This is a genomic window from Sphingobacterium tenebrionis, from assembly GCF_037126265.1.
GTDB lineage: Bacteria > Bacteroidota > Bacteroidia > Sphingobacteriales > Sphingobacteriaceae > Sphingobacterium > Sphingobacterium tenebrionis.
Map to the genome: position 1 here is coordinate 1 of NZ_JAYLLN010000058.1, position 14,596 is coordinate 14,596.

Below are 14,596 nucleotides of genomic sequence, written 5' to 3' on the forward strand. Positions count from 1 at the left end.
AGACGCTTGTCGAATGGCTGCTTCTTACTGGTCCGCTCCGCGAACTCAAACTCTCTTTCTATTGTTTCCATACACTTTGTTTTTGTGTATAGCTTTTTTAGGATTGGACACGGTTTTTATTCTTTTTACGATATCATAGATCAAAGGATAGGTATTATCCTTTACTTTTTTCAGTTCGGAGACTTTAAGCCATTCCGCGGCATCAATATCTTCTTCTAATTGGGGAGTAAGTTTAGGGATTTTATTCACACCCATATCGTACCATTTTGTTTGCTTAAGCACAAACTTTCCTCGCATGTAATAAGTATGGTATGAAGTGGCCACTTTTTTTCCTAGGTAGTTGATCTTCACGCCACATTCCTCTTCCACCTCTCTTTTGGCGGCTTCTTTCATCTTTTCACCATCCTCCACTTTACCTTTAGGAAGATCCCATTTTCCCAATCGGTGAATAAATAAATATTCGCCATTTCCGTTTTTTACTAAGCCTCCAGCAGCTTTAATAATCCTGGTGGTACTGATGATATTCTTGAAAACTTTTTGGAAATTTTCGTGTATGTATAAGTAGATTGTTTTTTCTTGAAGTTTTGAAGACTCTATAAAAAGTTTTTCCAAATCAATGTCTTGTAAACCAATCGTTTGAACATTTTCTTTTATATGAGGGGTGAAATCTGCCAAAATTAACAGAGATTGGTTCATATAAATTTTATAAATTTGTGCCATGAATTATTTAAATGAGGTTGAACAAAAAGTTGCTGAATCCTTATTGCAAATTAAAGCAATAAAATTACAACCTAAAAGTCCTTTTACATGGGCCTCGGGTTGGAAGTCACCAATCTACTGTGATAATCGAGTAACTTTATCTCATCCCGCTATCCGTACATACATCCGTCAGAAGCTTTCCCAATTGATCCAAGAGGAATTTGGATCGGTGGATATGATCTCGGGTGTGGCAACGGCAGGTATCCCTCAAGGTGTACTTGTAGCACAGGATCTAGGTTTACCTTTTTCCTATGTACGCAGCAGTGCGAAAGATCATGGTCGTCAGAATCTTATTGAAGGAGAGGTGATTTCTGGTCAACGTGTAGTTGTGGTGGAAGATTTGGTTTCTACAGGAAAAAGCAGCTTAGTCGCTGTTAAAGCCTTACGCGAAGCAGGATGCAATGTGGTGGGGTTGGTTTCAATCTTTACTTACGGTTTGGATGAAGCCCGCAAAACCTTTGAAGATGCGAAATGTACTTTCCACAGTTTATGTAATTATGAGGCCTTGATTCGGGTAGCTGCCTCAAACAGTTATATCAAAGAATCGGATATTGAACTGTTGGAAAAATGGAGACAAGATCCAGCTTCTTGGAACCCTGAATTATAATAATTGAATTATTCGCTATGACTATCATTCAAAATTCTACCATTATCCATAAACCTTTAGAAGAGGTTTATCAATTTCTAGCAGATTTGAACAACCATGAGCAATTGATGCCAGATAATATCTATAACTGGACCTCAACTGCTGATGAAGCGAAGTTCACCATCAAAAACATGGCAAAACTAGCGTTGAGAATCAGCGAACGTATAGAGAACAAAGAATTAGTTAGTGTACCATCGGAAGAAGCACCATTTGCAATTACCTTGCGTTGGAAAGTGGAACCAGAAACAGAAACAACTACAAAAGCTACGTTTGTTATTGAAGCTGAACTGAATATGATGATGAAGATGATGGCTTCCGGCCCACTTCAGAAATTGGTGGATCACCAAGTTACACGACTTAAGGAAGTTTTAGGTTAATAATCTTGTAGCTTATAGATAAGCTTTATAAAATATAGAAAAAGCAGCTTTTAAAAGCTGCTTTTTTTATTCGACATTAAAATTTCTCCAATTTTTTAGCTTATTATTTAAAAGGAATAGGAGATATGGGTTAAGATCCTGTTCCCAGCATGTATCCTATGGTTTCCAAGGTCCTGATGTATCGGTTTTTGGAAATTAATCCCTAGGGAGAGCCTGTTCCAGTTGCTTTCCACTCCAATACTTCCATTCAGCAAATCTCCTCCGGTTTCATGGACCAAAAAATCATTATTCCGATCTTTCCATTGGTTTTCATAGGCTAATCCTAGATTTGGAGCTATTCGTTTGTCCTTTCCCAAAGCGATCTTATAATAGGCTGAGGCATTGGCTGCTATTTTATTGCCGTAACGATAGTGATCTTTGTTCTCGGTATTGATCTTATAGCTGACGTTACTGTTGATTCCAAAATCTTGAATCCGGATATCATACATCAAACTTGGGATGAAGTCTAAAGATCCTGTTCCTAATTGAAAAATATTGGGATTTACGGATTGTGCGTTTTTTTGTTCCTGAACATCGTATTTACCCGAAGGTAGCTTCAAGCCCATACCTAACCAAAGGCCTTGTACGATAAGTTTATTCTGCTTAGAACTACTAGATCGACCAAACACTTGGTAATAACCATGGATGACCAGGTCGCTTAGACCATTTTTTCTCCTTAACGAATTATTACCTTCAGTAAATTTTTCATTGAAGTTATAGGGGATGATGCTGAGGACTCGCCATTTCTCCTTGATGTTCCATGCGCCCCATAATTCCATGGATTGATATTTTTCATCAGTAGTTAATACTGATCGATTGCCCTGTACGTCCAACTGTGTCGTCAATTTGTTGAATTGATAGCGTAATCCGACAAAGCGCTTGTTGAAATCGGGCAAAAGTCCGATATAGTTACCTCCAACGCCACATCCACAGATGTCGCAAGCAAAGGTGGGTACAAAATGGAGAAATAAAAAAACGGATAAGATTATTTTTTTCATTAGAATTCGTGATATAAGCTGTTGTTAACAAAATTGTCATCGTTCAATGTGTTGAGAAAGGCCATTAATTGTTGGACTTCCAGATCTGATAACTCGATTTTCATTTTTTCTTTTAAAAAGGGATCCAGATTTTTGGTCGCCTTTATTTCCCTGCGGTAATGATTGATGACTGCTTCTAACGTTTTGAATTGCCCGTCATGCATGTAAGGAGCAGTGTATCGCAGATTTCGTAGGCTCGGCACCTTAAATTTCAAACGGTCTTCCTCTAATTGGGAGATTTCGAATCTACCCTGATCCTTGATGCTGTTTTCGCCAATACCATTATCCCGGTATTGTTGGTCTGTAAACAAAGGTTCCTGATGGCAGGCATTGCAATTGGCTTGAAAAATTACATAGCCAGCATTTTCCTCTGCCGAAAAGGTTGCTTCCATTCGCATTACTCTATCGTATTTCGACTGATCGGAAACCAGCATGACCATAAATTGCGACATGGCTTTGAACATGTTGATGCTATTGATCTCAGAGGTTCCAAAAACTTCCTTGAATAGCCTTGGATATGTATTCGACTGTTGGAGTTTTTGTAATACGTTGCTAAGTTTTTCATCCATTTCCAAGGGGTTCTCGATTGGGGCAATGGGGAATAGATCGAGGTGGAATACCCCGCCATCCCAAAAAAAAGATCTGTTCCAAGCCAGGTTGAAGAGTGGCATGCTGTTGCGTGTTCCCTGCCTGTCCTCAATTCCATGACTTACATCATGACCATGGTGTGTAAAGGCATGTTGCGCAATATGGCAACTTCCGCAGGAAATGCTATTGTCTCTTGAAAGGATTGGGTCGTAGAACAATTTTTTTCCCAATGCAAAGCCTTTCTCCGAAATAGGATTGCCAGCGAAATTATAGGTGGGTTCAGGGAAATTCAGAGGCTTTTTAAAGCCCCTGAACTTGTTTTCAATGATTTCCTCTGATTTCTGGCAGGCAAATACCAAACTTAAAATCGTCACCATTACCCAAAAGATCTGCCTATTCATTTGGGAGTTTTTGTTGGTTGTGAGTATGGTCGTGCGTGAACATATCCTTATAATTATCGGCGATAAGATCATTAGGACCACTCACCATGACCATTGGATTTTTTGCGATGCTCATTTTATTTGTGCCATCCAAAGCTTTACCAATATCGACCAAAAGATGTATATCCGAACTGTAACCTGCCTTAACCTGTGCGGAACCAGCTTTGCCTAGATCCAGGTCGATGGTTTTGATGTTGTTCTTAGTGGGTTTATCATAGCCACCGAATAAACCGATGTGATAGGCAAACCGCTTCCTATCATTTGGAACAGCGTCAGAAATGCCCTCCATTTTGAAAAAGATATAACCTGAATTCCAACCCCAGTACATGCCTGAAGTCGCAATGTCTAAAACGCCTGTTCTATTTTCGGCTGGAGATTTACTGGTTTCTTCATCGATGCCTAGTATAAACTGCAAATGGGTGTAATTTCCTTCCGGTACCTCAAACATGGGGAATAGGGAGGACGGTTTTTCCGCGTCGATCAGAAAAAAGGATTCCTTTTTTGGTAGTATGAACACCTTGCCCTGATCATTGATCAGTTTAATGTCGCTGATATAATATTTAAGGATGTCGATCTTGTAACGTTCATTAAAACTGTTGCTGTATTCGCCAGTTTTCAATTGCAGTGTTTTTCCGGAAACAATATGGTCAAACTTTAGCTTAACGGATCCTTTTTTGTTCTGATCGTAAGTGATGTCATTTTTTTGACAAGAGAATAAGGTGCTACCTATTAATAGGCAACATAGGAATAATCTGATATTCATGGTTTTTTCGTTTAAATAAAATATTCAATAGGATTCCTGACCACATCATGGATATAGTAATAGGAATTTGGTTGAAAAAGAATATTAAATGAGAGGGGGACGGAAAAGACCTCCAACCAATAGTTTTGGATGCAGGTTGGAAGCGAAGAGGTTGTAGGGTTGTTCAGCGATCTCCGCGGAAATCGGGCGTTGTAAAGAAAACACCAATTCAAGCATAGAAATGCTCTCTTGTAGGTTTACTTTGAAGTTTTCCTGTTCATGTTCCTGTTGGGCTTTTAGTTTTTTAGCCAGGTAACATTGGCCATGACAATTGTTGTTTTCCATATTCCGCTGAATACAGAGGTACTTCTCAATATAATTTTGGTTGTAATAAAAAGAGGTACAAATCAACAAAGTACTGTTGCTCTGCAGCAACATAACAGGAATAAGCAGATATATTAACCATTTCTTCATTGATGCGACAAAGGTAAATCATGAATTGGGAAATCAAAAATTTTACAATGAATTAATTTTTTAGTCGTGCTACTAGGCTGTTCTGATGGATAGTTTTTGTATTTTTGGGAACTTTGAAAAACCGTAATTAAAAAAACAGCATGGAATTGAATTTAAAGCGACCTTTAGCATTCTTCGATTTGGAGACTACCGGTGTGAATGTTGCTACCGATAGAATTGTTGAAGTGTCGATATTAAAGGTTTCTCCTGGAGGAAAAGAAGAAACATTGACGCTTAAGGTAAATCCTGAAAGGCCTATTCCAGCAGAGTCATCCATGTTTCATGGTATCTATGACGAAGATGTAAAAGATTTGCCTCCTTTCAAGGCTCGTGCAAAAGAAATTGCAGAATTTATTGGCGACGCTGATTTAGCTGGTTATAATTCCAATAAATTTGATGTGCCTATGCTGATGGAGGAATTCCTTCGTGCTGGCGTGAACTTTTCGTTGGATGGCCGTGCATTTGTGGATGTACAGAATATTTTCCATCAAATGGAACAGCGGACATTGAAGGCGGCGTATAAATTTTACTGTGATCAAGACCTGACGAATGCCCATACGGCAGAGGCGGATGTGCGAGCTACCTATGAAGTGTTAAAAGCCCAGTTAAGTAAATACGATGGGGTAGATTATGAAGACAAGCACGGTCAGGTAAGTAAACCGGTGGTGAATGATGTGGAAGCTTTGCATAGTTTTACCAACTTGAGCAAGCCAGTGGATTTTGCTGGCCGTTTGGTATTTGATGAAGATGGTGATCCAACGATCAACTTTGGTAAACATAAGGGCAGAAAGGTGGTGGATATTTTCGAGGTGGAGCCAAGTTATTATGCATGGATGCAGAATGGCGATTTCCCTTTGTACACCAAAAAGGTGTTGGAGAATATATGGAACGATTACAAGAACAAAAGAAAAGAAAATAAGCAAGGGACAAGTGAGCCTGTAAGACCGTCTAATGTGGTAAAACCGGCATATAAAAAACAAGAACCGGCAAAACCGATCACGGATGATATGTTGAAAGGTTTACAAGATAAGTTTAAGAAATAGAACCAATATAATATTATGATGAAAACTGAGGAAGAAATAGAAAGAGTAAGTTGTTTGATTATCGGGTCTGGACCTGCGGGTTACACTGCAGCTATTTATGCAGCTAGAGCCGATTTAAAACCTGTTGTGTATACAGGTATGGTACCAGGTGGTCAATTGACCCAGACTACAGAAGTAGATAATTTTCCGGGATATCCGCAAGGGATTACTGGTCCGGTTATGATGGAAGATCTTCGTGCGCAAGCGGAACGTTTTGGAACTTCCGTTCGTTTCGGCTATGCGACAAAGGTTGATTTTTCAAGAGATGGTGGTATACATAAAGTAGAGATTGATGGGGTTAAGCATATTGAGGCTGAGACTGTTATTATCGCTACTGGTGCAACGGCTAAATGGTTAGGATTGGATTCGGAGCAAAAGTACAATGGTTTTGGAGTATCTGCCTGTGCGGTTTGTGATGGATTTTTCTTTAAAGGTCAGGATGTAGCGATCGTAGGCGCTGGAGATACAGCAGCGGAAGAGGCAACTTACTTGGCAAAATTGGCTAGAAAAGTATATATGTTGGTTCGTCGTGATGAATTCAGGGCTTCTAAGGCCATGGTTCACCGCGTGATGAACACCGAAAATATTGAGGTATTGTATAATACCGAGACTGAGGAGATTTTAGGAGATGGTCAGGTTGTAACTGGACTTCGCGTGAAGAATAACCAGACAGAGGCGGTAAGTCATATTGATATTACTGGATTTTTTGTGGCGATTGGGCATAAACCGAATACGGAATTGTTCCAAGGTGTTTTGGATATGGATGAGACTGGTTATTTGATTACCAAAGCAGATAGTACAGCGACGAATATTCCGGGAGTTTTTGCTTGTGGAGATGTGCAGGATCATGTTTTCCGTCAGGCGATTACTGCAGCTGGAACAGGTTGTATGTCTGCGCTGGAAGCGGAAAGATATTTGATGGCTAAACAGGATATTGTTTAGGTAGGAGGTTTTCGTCATTGCGAGGAACTTTACCCGTCATTGCGAGGAGGTACGAGGAAGCAATCTTCCCGCATGTCATGCTGAGCATCGTCGAAGCATCTGTTCGTATGTAACCGTACAGATCCTTCGACTGCGCTCAGGATGACAAAGGCTAAAGATTGCTTCGTTCCTCGCAATGACGCTTACCCTCACTATGACGTTCAAAGATTGCTTCGTTCCTCGCAATGACGCTTACCCTCACTATGACGTTCAAAGATTGCTTCGTTCCTCGCAATGACGCTTATCCTCGCAATGACGTTAAATCACCTCAAACTTTTTCAGCGCGTTCCAGATCCCATCATCATCCACATCATCCGTCACATAATCTGAAATTTCCTTCACTTCCGGGTTTGCATTTCCCATCGCTACACCCACTTTCACATGCTTCAGCATGCTAATATCATTACCACCATCACCAAAGGCCATCGTTTCCTCCAATTCCACCCCAAAATGCTTACAAAAAATATCGATCCCTACTTTTTTGCTCAATCCTTTCGGATTCACATCCGCAAACAGGGGCGTCCAACGAGAAGATAGCGAGTTTGGCATCACCTTTTCCATAAATTCCTGTTCCTCCTCCGGACCCAGAAAAATATTGGTCTGCAATATACTTCCAGTATCTACGGTCTCCATATCCACCAATTTCGGAACTGGTAAATTCAAATGAGCATACATCCCCGCAATTTCCGGCGTAACATCATGTATGGTTATCTCTCTTTCCGACATGAAAGAAAAACTCAAAGCCTTTTCCTTTGCATAGGCCAATACCGATTCAATATCTCTCGCATCAATGGGCTCCCTGTACAATACCTCCAAATCCTTCGTTAAACAATACCCTCCATTGAAGGTGATATAACCATCAAAATCAAGATGTTTTACATGTTCAATACTATTGATGGACCTTCCAGTTGCCAGAATGGCCTTGATCCCTTTATCTTGCAACTCTTTAATGGCTTCAATGGTAGACTTAGGTACTTCATGGGTTTTGAAGCTAATCAATGTGCCGTCTATATCAAAAAAGACCGCTTTTATCTGTGGATTCTGCATATCCCAAAGATAGCTAATCCCACAACCTTTGCCTACTTATAATCATTCATTTTATTGTTAAAAATGCTATAACTATCTTTGGGACTTAATACATTTATATGAGCCCATTCGACCATTTTATCTCCTCATTTGATGAAGGGATAAAAAAACAGGATTTACAGAAACTAACCTTATCAAACTATAAAGGTCCGGAAAGCGAACTGAAGAACGTTTATATTAAATTGGTCCTGATCAAACGGGAACTGATGCTGTCTTTTGTTTACCGTTATAAAACGAAGGATGTCACAAAGAACTTTAATTCTTCCGATGCTTTAGCAACCATTTTAAATCTCACCGAATTTAAAGGCTTCCGGAATATCAGTCTGCAAAGGACAAATGAAATCCTCCATTTCCAAAGGAATAAGAAAGGGGATTGGATGGAGAGGAGAGAAAACGTGAAAGAAGAGACCTTTGTAAATCTATTGCACGATAAGCAGAAGGAAAGAAAAATTACTGATCTTTCCAAGCCATACCTTCAATCGCTCAACTTAACTGATGCTTCAGGTAAAGTCTATAAAAGTGCGCAGGACAAATGGAAACAGATCAACCATTATATCGAAATACTAAGTTCTTCCTTGGCAGAATTACCCAAAGATAAAAAGCTTAACATCGTAGATATGGGTGCGGGTAAGGGCTATTTGACTTTCGCGCTTTATGATTATTTAAAATCCAGTCTGCAGCAGGATGTGCTGGTAAATGGGGTGGAATTCCGTGAAGATCTGGTAGAATTCTGCAATCAGGTCGCTAAGGACAGTGCTTTTGATGACCTTCATTTCGTTCAAGGAACGATTGAGAATTATAAACCCGAAGAGAAGGTTGATGTTTTGATTGCGTTGCATGCCTGTGATACGGCTACAGATGATGCCATTTATAAGGGCCTGCAGGATGAATCGGCTTTGATTGTTGTTGCTCCATGTTGTCATAAACAAGTTCGTAGAGAATTGGAAAAGTTCAAGGCAAAAAATGAACTTGATTTTATGTTGAAATATGGGATATTTTTGGAGAGACATGCGGAAATGTTGACCGATAGCATTCGAGCCCTGGTATTGGAATATTATGGCTATGAAACCAGGGTCATGCAATTCATTTCCGATCAGCATACGCCTAAAAATGTGATGATCGTAGGCTTGAAAAAAGAGGTAAACCCCAATAAACAAACACAAATACGAGAGAAGTTAAAATCGATTCAGGAATATTTTGGAATTGGCTACCATCATTTGGTTCGATTATGTGGTTTAGATAGGTAATTCGGTCATAATTTCTATCTTTGTAATTCGAAAAAAAGAACATATGAGAATTTCATATAATTGGTTAAAAAACTTTATAGATATAAATAAAACTCCAGAGGAGTTATCCCTTATTCTTACTGATATTGGTCTTGAGGTGGAACTGTTAGAAGTGGAGCAAAGTATTCCAGGTGGTTTGGAAGGATTGGTTGTGGGCGAAGTAATTACTTGTGAACAACATCCCAATGCAGATAAATTGAGGGTTACCACGGTAAATGTCGGTGCAGAAGAGCTGTTGCACATCGTTTGCGGCGCGCCAAATGTGCGTAAAGGTTTGAAGGTAATTGTTGCTACGGTAGGAACCACCTGTCATCCGACCAACGGAGAACCTTTCAAAATCACGAAATCTAAGATCCGTGGCGAAGTTTCGGAAGGCATGTTATGTGGTGAGGATGAGATTGGTTTAGGTACTTCTCATGCGGGTATTGTAGAGCTGGATGAACATGCAGAAGTAGGTAGTTTAGTGAAGACCTATTTCAACATGGAGGACGATTATTGTTATGAGATCGGATTGACACCGAACCGTGCCGATGCGGCTTCTCATCTAGGAGTTGCCAGGGATTTGGCGGCTTACTTCAGATCGTCTACCAAGCCAGTGGATACTTCGGATTTTCAATCTTCAGATGCAACAGGAACCCTAGTGGAAGTCTTGTCTACGGAGGACGCACCAAGATATTCCGGTGTCAATATCAGTAATATCAAAGTAGGAGAGTCTCCAGAATGGTTAAGGACAAAACTACAGGCTATAGGCGTTCGTTCCATCAATAATATTGTAGATGTGACGAATTATATCCTTCATGATTTAGGTCAACCATTACATGCATTCGATGCGGATAAAATAGCTGGAAATAAAGTGGTTGTCCGAAGAGCTGTTGAAGGTGAATTATTCAAAACTTTAGATGGCGTAGAGCGTAAATTAGCTGCAGAAGATCTTGTGATCGCTGATGCGGAAAAACCGATGTGTATTGCAGGGGTGTTTGGTGGTGAGTATTCCGGAGTAACGGAAGGCACGACTTCCATCTTCTTGGAATCAGCCTATTTTAACCCCGTAAGCGTTCGTAAAACTTCTAAACGCCATAGTCTTAAAACAGATTCATCTTTCCGTTTTGAGCGTGGTACAAATCCGGATATTACTGTAGAAGCATTGAAAAAAGCGGCCATATTGATCGCTGAGGTAGCAGGCGGAACAGTTTCTTCTTCCGTTGTAGATATTTACCCTGAGCCTATAAAACCATTTGAATTCGCGGTGAATTACCGTCGTGTGCAACGCGTGATTGGAAAGGATATTCCTGCAGAAGAGATCAAATCCATCATTACGAGTTTAGGGATCGAAACAAAGAATGAAACATCGGAAGGTTTTGATGTATTGGTTCCAGCATTTAAAGTTGATGTTACCCGTGAAATCGATGTGGTAGAAGAAGTTTTACGTATCTATGGATATAACAATATTGAATTAAAATCGCAGATCAAAGCTTCGCTGAATACTTCGGAGAAACCGGATAAAGAAGTGCTATTGAATCAGGTTGCTGATTTCCTTATCGGAAATGGATACCGCGAAATCTTGAGCAATTCTTTAACCAAGTCCGATTATTTGGAAGATGATGCAACAGCAGTTCATCTGTTGAACCCCTTGAGTTCGGATTTGGATGTAATGCGTCAGAACCTATTGTTCTCGGCATTGACTGCGGTAGGGTATAACCAGAATCGGAAAAACGGAGACTTGAAAGTTTTCGAATACGGACGTTCCTATAACCTTTTGGATGGACAATATGTAGAGAAACAATTGTTCGGGTTGGCTATTGCCGGAAGAAAAGACGCGGAACAATGGAACAATGCAGGATCAAACGTTAGTTTCTACGACATCAAAGCAGCTGTAGATGGCATCATCAAGCGCTTAAAGGTGGAAGGGATTCGTGTAGAAGAATATGCCGGAAACTATTTTGATTTTGGTTTGAGTTATAGAAAAGGTGAGAAGGTATTGGTATCCTTCGGGTCGGTATCAAAAGCGAACCTGAAAAAGGCTGATGTGAGTGGACCTATCTATTTCGCCCAATTTGATTGGGATCTGCTGTTGAAGGTGATCAAGAAAAATCGGATTACCTATAAGGAGGTATCGAAATTCCCATCTGTGCGTAGAGATTTAGCCCTTTTATTGGATGATCAAGTCACTTTTGACCAATTACGTTTAATTGCGAATAAAACTGAACGTAAATTGTTAAAAGAGGTTCAGATCTTCGATGTGTACAAAGGGGATAAATTACCTGAGGGTAAGAAGTCTTACGCGTTAAGTTTTGTGCTTCAGGATGAGGAGAAAACGTTAACCGATAAACAGATTGATGGCATAATTCAAAAATTAATTATTAACTTTGAGAAAGAGGTTGGCGCATCAGTGCGTTAATTCAACATATAATTGCGAAATACTATGGCGTCTTTATCTTCACAAATGAATATTATCGTTGAGAAAACGAAAAACCTTATTCAATTAAGTGAAGCCCTGCAAGAGGAAAACGATCTATTAAAACTGGAAGTTCAATCATTGCAGGTAGCCTTCGAGACGAGTTCTGAAAAGGTTAAACAGCTGGAGGAAAAGGTTAAAGCTCTGACAGTTGCCAAATCCTTGGAGAATTCGGACGTGGATAAAGCCGCAATAAATGAAAAAATACTTGACACAAAACAAAAAATTAACGATTTTGTGCGAGAAATAGACAAATGTATAAGTCTTTTGAAGTAGGATAAGTAGGGTTAGGAAAGATTTATAACGTTATTAAGCTCAAAAAAACATGGGAGAAATTTCCATAAAAATAAATATCGCTGATCGAGTATACCCTTTACGTGTTGACACGGAAGAGGAAGAGGTTATTCGTCATGCAGCGAAATTAATAAACGAAAAAATAAAGGAACTGCAGGATAATTATGCAGTTCGTGATAAGCAAGACCTTTTGTCCATGTGTGTACTCCAGTATGCTACAGGGATGATCAAAGCTGAAAAGAGCGCTACGAGCCAAGATGTTGGTTTGGAACGCAGCATTCACGAATTGGATAACCTATTGACAGATTTCTTTAAGAAATAACGTTTGCGTTCTTATACATTAGAGCTTCTAACGACGAATTTGCCGCAATTAAATTCGGGTTGTCACTATTTTAAACTTAACGCTTCAATATCACGAGCAATTACAAAGATGTAGGCCATTTTGCGAAAGCCATCTAGGTCATGATCATACGCTCAAATCATGTGTAATCGAAGTTTAATAATACATGGTACCTGATTAATTTAATTGCGGTTTTTTTTTGGAAAATAATTGCTATTACATTAACATATAAATCAATAAAAATGGAGATATCAACTACTATATCAATAATAATTGCACTGGTTGTGGGTGTTTTTATTGGACGATATCTATTACAGATGTTGTTCAAGAAGCAGGAACAATCGGCGCAGGAAAAGGCTGCACAGATTATTAAGGATGCAGAACAGCAGGCAGAACATGTCAAGAAACAGCGTCAATTGGAAGCTAAGGAGAAATTCCTTCAATTGAAAGCTGAGCATGAAAAAGAAGTAAGTCAACGTAATAATACTGTTGCTCAAAAAGAGAATACCATCCGTCAGAAGGAACAATCCCTGAACCAGAAATTGGAGAACTTGAACCGCGAGAAACAGGATCTGGACGGTAAAGCTAAGAAGCTAGATCAATTGGTCGAGCTGAACGAAAAGAAAAAGGAAGAGGTTGAACTATTGAAAGGTCAACACATCAAGCAATTGGAAACCATTGCAGGTCTTTCAGCGGATGAAGCCAAGGAGCAATTGGTTACTTCCCTAAGAGAAGAAGCAAGGTCCCAAGCGATCATTCAGATCAAGGATATTGTGGATGAGGCGAAATTAACAGCGTCTAAAGAAGCTAAAAAAGTGGTTATCCAAACCATCCAACGGACAGCAACCGAAGCAGCAATCGAAAATACCGTATCGATCTTCAATATTGAAAACGATGAGATCAAAGGTCGTATCATTGGCCGTGAGGGAAGAAACATCCGTGCACTAGAAGCAGCAACAGGTGTGGAGATCATCGTTGATGATACGCCTGAGGCGATTATCCTTTCCGGATTTGATCCTGTACGTCGTGAGATTGCGAGATTATCCCTACACCGTTTGGTTACGGATGGTCGTATCCACCCAGCTCGTATCGAAGAGGTGGTTGCAAAAACCAGAACACAGATCGAAGATGAAATTGTGGAGATTGGTGAGCGTACCGTGATCGATTTAGGTATTCATGGTCTTCACCCAGAATTGATCCGTATGGTTGGAAGAATGCGTTATAGATCTTCTTACGGACAGAACCTATTGCAGCACTCCCGTGAGGTGGCAAACTTTGCGGCAACAATGGCGTCAGAGCTTGGATTGAATGTGAAACATGCAAAACGTGCTGGTCTATTACATGATATTGGTAAAGTGCCCGATGATAATCCAGAATTGCCTCACGCGATTTTAGGTATGCAGTTGGCAGAGAAATATAAGGAGCATCCTGATGTATGTAACGCCATCGGAGCGCACCACGATGAAATCGAAATGACATCGATGATCTCTCCAATCGTACAGGCATGTGATGCTATTTCCGGTGCTCGCCCAGGTGCACGACGTGAAGTAGTGGAAAGCTATATCAAACGATTGAAGGAATTGGAAGATTTAGCTTTATCTTATCCTGGAGTTGAAAAGACCTTTGCTATCCAGGCTGGTCGTGAATTACGTGTTGTAGTGGAAAGTGAGAAAGTATCCGATGCCCAAGCAGAGATTTTGGCGGCTGATCTTTCGAACCGCATCCAAACAGAAATGACCTATCCAGGACAGATTAAAGTAACAGTAATTCGTGAAACACGTTCGGTTTCCTACGCGAAATAATTAATTCAAAAATATCTTAAAAAGAAGGTGTCTAAAAAGGCACCTTCTTCTGTTTTATAGCTTTCTGGAGCTCCATTATAATTTCATGAGCAATATTAGGCTGCAAGTCGATGTTTTGTACTTTTCAGC

General features: G+C 40.0%; 15 protein-coding genes. 9 read left to right on the forward strand and 6 right to left on the reverse strand.

Annotated features, from left to right (window positions below):
- Positions 1-45 precede the first annotated feature (45 nt).
- Positions 46-696, reverse strand: coding sequence for an NUDIX hydrolase (locus VJ786_RS15895; protein WP_336558020.1), 651 nt, complete (start codon positions 694-696; stop codon positions 46-48).
- Between the two features lie 22 nt (positions 697-718).
- On the opposite strand from VJ786_RS15895, the gene pyrE reads away from it, so the two are divergent.
- Together pyrE and VJ786_RS15905 are read left to right on the forward strand one after the other, a co-directional pair.
- Positions 719-1,366 carry an orotate phosphoribosyltransferase gene (gene pyrE / locus VJ786_RS15900; RefSeq protein WP_336558021.1) on the forward strand — a complete coding sequence of 216 codons (648 nt, stop codon included), beginning with the start codon at positions 719-721 and terminating at the stop codon, positions 1,364-1,366.
- A gap of 17 nt (positions 1,367-1,383) precedes the next feature.
- A complete protein-coding gene (locus VJ786_RS15905; protein ID WP_099367995.1) occupies positions 1,384-1,782 on the forward strand; it encodes an SRPBCC family protein in 399 nt (132 codons plus the stop codon).
- 107 nt (positions 1,783-1,889) lie between these two features.
- Here the strand turns inward: VJ786_RS15905 and VJ786_RS15910 are convergent, their stop codons facing one another.
- The 4 genes from VJ786_RS15910 to VJ786_RS15925 all read right to left on the reverse strand — a co-directional run bounded on the left by VJ786_RS15910 (position 1,890) and on the right by VJ786_RS15925 (position 5,102).
- Positions 1,890-2,819 carry a hypothetical protein gene (locus VJ786_RS15910; protein WP_099367994.1) on the reverse strand — a complete coding sequence of 310 codons (930 nt, stop codon included), beginning with the start codon at positions 2,817-2,819 and terminating at the stop codon, positions 1,890-1,892.
- Complete coding sequence (locus tag VJ786_RS15915) at positions 2,819-3,847, reverse strand: cytochrome-c peroxidase (RefSeq protein WP_336558022.1); 1,029 nt, start codon at positions 3,845-3,847, stop codon at positions 2,819-2,821. Before VJ786_RS15915 ends, VJ786_RS15910 begins: the two co-directional genes overlap by 1 nt.
- Positions 3,840-4,649 carry an MbnP family protein gene (locus tag VJ786_RS15920; RefSeq protein ID WP_099367992.1) on the reverse strand — a complete coding sequence of 270 codons (810 nt, stop codon included), beginning with the start codon at positions 4,647-4,649 and terminating at the stop codon, positions 3,840-3,842. Before VJ786_RS15920 ends, VJ786_RS15915 begins: the two co-directional genes overlap by 8 nt.
- An 84-nt stretch (positions 4,650-4,733) precedes the next feature.
- Complete coding sequence (locus tag VJ786_RS15925) at positions 4,734-5,102, reverse strand: hypothetical protein (protein WP_099367991.1); 369 nt, start codon at positions 5,100-5,102, stop codon at positions 4,734-4,736.
- Between the two features lie 140 nt (positions 5,103-5,242).
- Between VJ786_RS15925 and VJ786_RS15930 the strand changes: the two genes are divergently transcribed.
- Positions 5,243-6,184: a 3'-5' exonuclease gene (locus VJ786_RS15930; protein ID WP_099367990.1), complete on the forward strand. Its 942-nt coding sequence runs from the start codon at positions 5,243-5,245 to the stop codon at positions 6,182-6,184.
- A gap of 18 nt (positions 6,185-6,202) precedes the next feature.
- Complete coding sequence (gene trxB, locus VJ786_RS15935) at positions 6,203-7,165, forward strand: thioredoxin-disulfide reductase (RefSeq protein WP_099368121.1); 963 nt, start codon at positions 6,203-6,205, stop codon at positions 7,163-7,165.
- Between the two features lie 297 nt (positions 7,166-7,462).
- Here trxB and VJ786_RS15940 read toward each other — a convergent pair whose 3' ends face one another.
- Complete coding sequence (locus VJ786_RS15940; RefSeq protein ID WP_099365598.1) at positions 7,463-8,251, reverse strand: Cof-type HAD-IIB family hydrolase; 789 nt, start codon at positions 8,249-8,251, stop codon at positions 7,463-7,465.
- 98 nt (positions 8,252-8,349) lie between these two features.
- Here VJ786_RS15940 and VJ786_RS15945 point away from each other — a divergent pair, with 98 nt between their 5' ends.
- The 5 genes from VJ786_RS15945 (at position 8,350) to rny (ending at position 14,467) form a co-directional block, all read left to right on the forward strand.
- A complete protein-coding gene (locus VJ786_RS15945; protein WP_336558023.1) occupies positions 8,350-9,537 on the forward strand; it encodes a class I SAM-dependent methyltransferase in 1,188 nt (395 codons plus the stop codon).
- A gap of 43 nt (positions 9,538-9,580) precedes the next feature.
- On the forward strand, positions 9,581-11,974 hold the full coding sequence (gene pheT / locus VJ786_RS15950) for a phenylalanine--tRNA ligase subunit beta (RefSeq protein ID WP_336558024.1): 2,394 nt from the start codon (positions 9,581-9,583) through the stop codon (positions 11,972-11,974).
- A 24-nt stretch (positions 11,975-11,998) separates the two neighbouring features.
- A complete protein-coding gene (locus tag VJ786_RS15955; RefSeq protein ID WP_099365601.1) occupies positions 11,999-12,307 on the forward strand; it encodes a hypothetical protein in 309 nt (102 codons plus the stop codon).
- 49 nt (positions 12,308-12,356) lie between these two features.
- Entirely contained in the window at positions 12,357-12,647 is a 291-nt protein-coding gene (locus tag VJ786_RS15960) for a cell division protein ZapA (RefSeq protein WP_099365602.1), read from the forward strand.
- Between the two features lie 260 nt (positions 12,648-12,907).
- Positions 12,908-14,467 carry a ribonuclease Y gene (gene rny / locus VJ786_RS15965; protein ID WP_099365603.1) on the forward strand — a complete coding sequence of 520 codons (1,560 nt, stop codon included), beginning with the start codon at positions 12,908-12,910 and terminating at the stop codon, positions 14,465-14,467.
- Positions 14,468-14,596 lie beyond the last annotated feature (129 nt).

Coding starts and splice junctions, on each gene's coding strand:
- VJ786_RS15910 (WP_099367994.1), bottom strand. CDS start 2,819: ATGAAAAAAATAATCTTATCCGTTTTTTTATTTCTCCATTTTGTACCC.
- VJ786_RS15960 (WP_099365602.1), top strand. CDS start 12,357: ATGGGAGAAATTTCCATAAAAATAAATATCGCTGATCGAGTATACCCT.
- VJ786_RS15905 (WP_099367995.1), top strand. CDS start 1,384: ATGACTATCATTCAAAATTCTACCATTATCCATAAACCTTTAGAAGAG.
- pheT (WP_336558024.1), top strand. CDS start 9,581: ATGAGAATTTCATATAATTGGTTAAAAAACTTTATAGATATAAATAAA.
- VJ786_RS15915 (WP_336558022.1), bottom strand. CDS start 3,847: ATGAATAGGCAGATCTTTTGGGTAATGGTGACGATTTTAAGTTTGGTA.
- VJ786_RS15920 (WP_099367992.1), bottom strand. CDS start 4,649: ATGAATATCAGATTATTCCTATGTTGCCTATTAATAGGTAGCACCTTA.
- trxB (WP_099368121.1), top strand. CDS start 6,203: ATGAAAACTGAGGAAGAAATAGAAAGAGTAAGTTGTTTGATTATCGGG.
- VJ786_RS15895 (WP_336558020.1), bottom strand. CDS start 696: ATGAACCAATCTCTGTTAATTTTGGCAGATTTCACCCCTCATATAAAA.
- VJ786_RS15955 (WP_099365601.1), top strand. CDS start 11,999: ATGGCGTCTTTATCTTCACAAATGAATATTATCGTTGAGAAAACGAAA.
- VJ786_RS15945 (WP_336558023.1), top strand. CDS start 8,350: ATGAGCCCATTCGACCATTTTATCTCCTCATTTGATGAAGGGATAAAA.
- pyrE (WP_336558021.1), top strand. CDS start 719: ATGAATTATTTAAATGAGGTTGAACAAAAAGTTGCTGAATCCTTATTG.
- VJ786_RS15930 (WP_099367990.1), top strand. CDS start 5,243: ATGGAATTGAATTTAAAGCGACCTTTAGCATTCTTCGATTTGGAGACT.
- VJ786_RS15940 (WP_099365598.1), bottom strand. CDS start 8,251: ATGCAGAATCCACAGATAAAAGCGGTCTTTTTTGATATAGACGGCACA.
- rny (WP_099365603.1), top strand. CDS start 12,908: ATGGAGATATCAACTACTATATCAATAATAATTGCACTGGTTGTGGGT.
- VJ786_RS15925 (WP_099367991.1), bottom strand. CDS start 5,102: ATGAAGAAATGGTTAATATATCTGCTTATTCCTGTTATGTTGCTGCAG.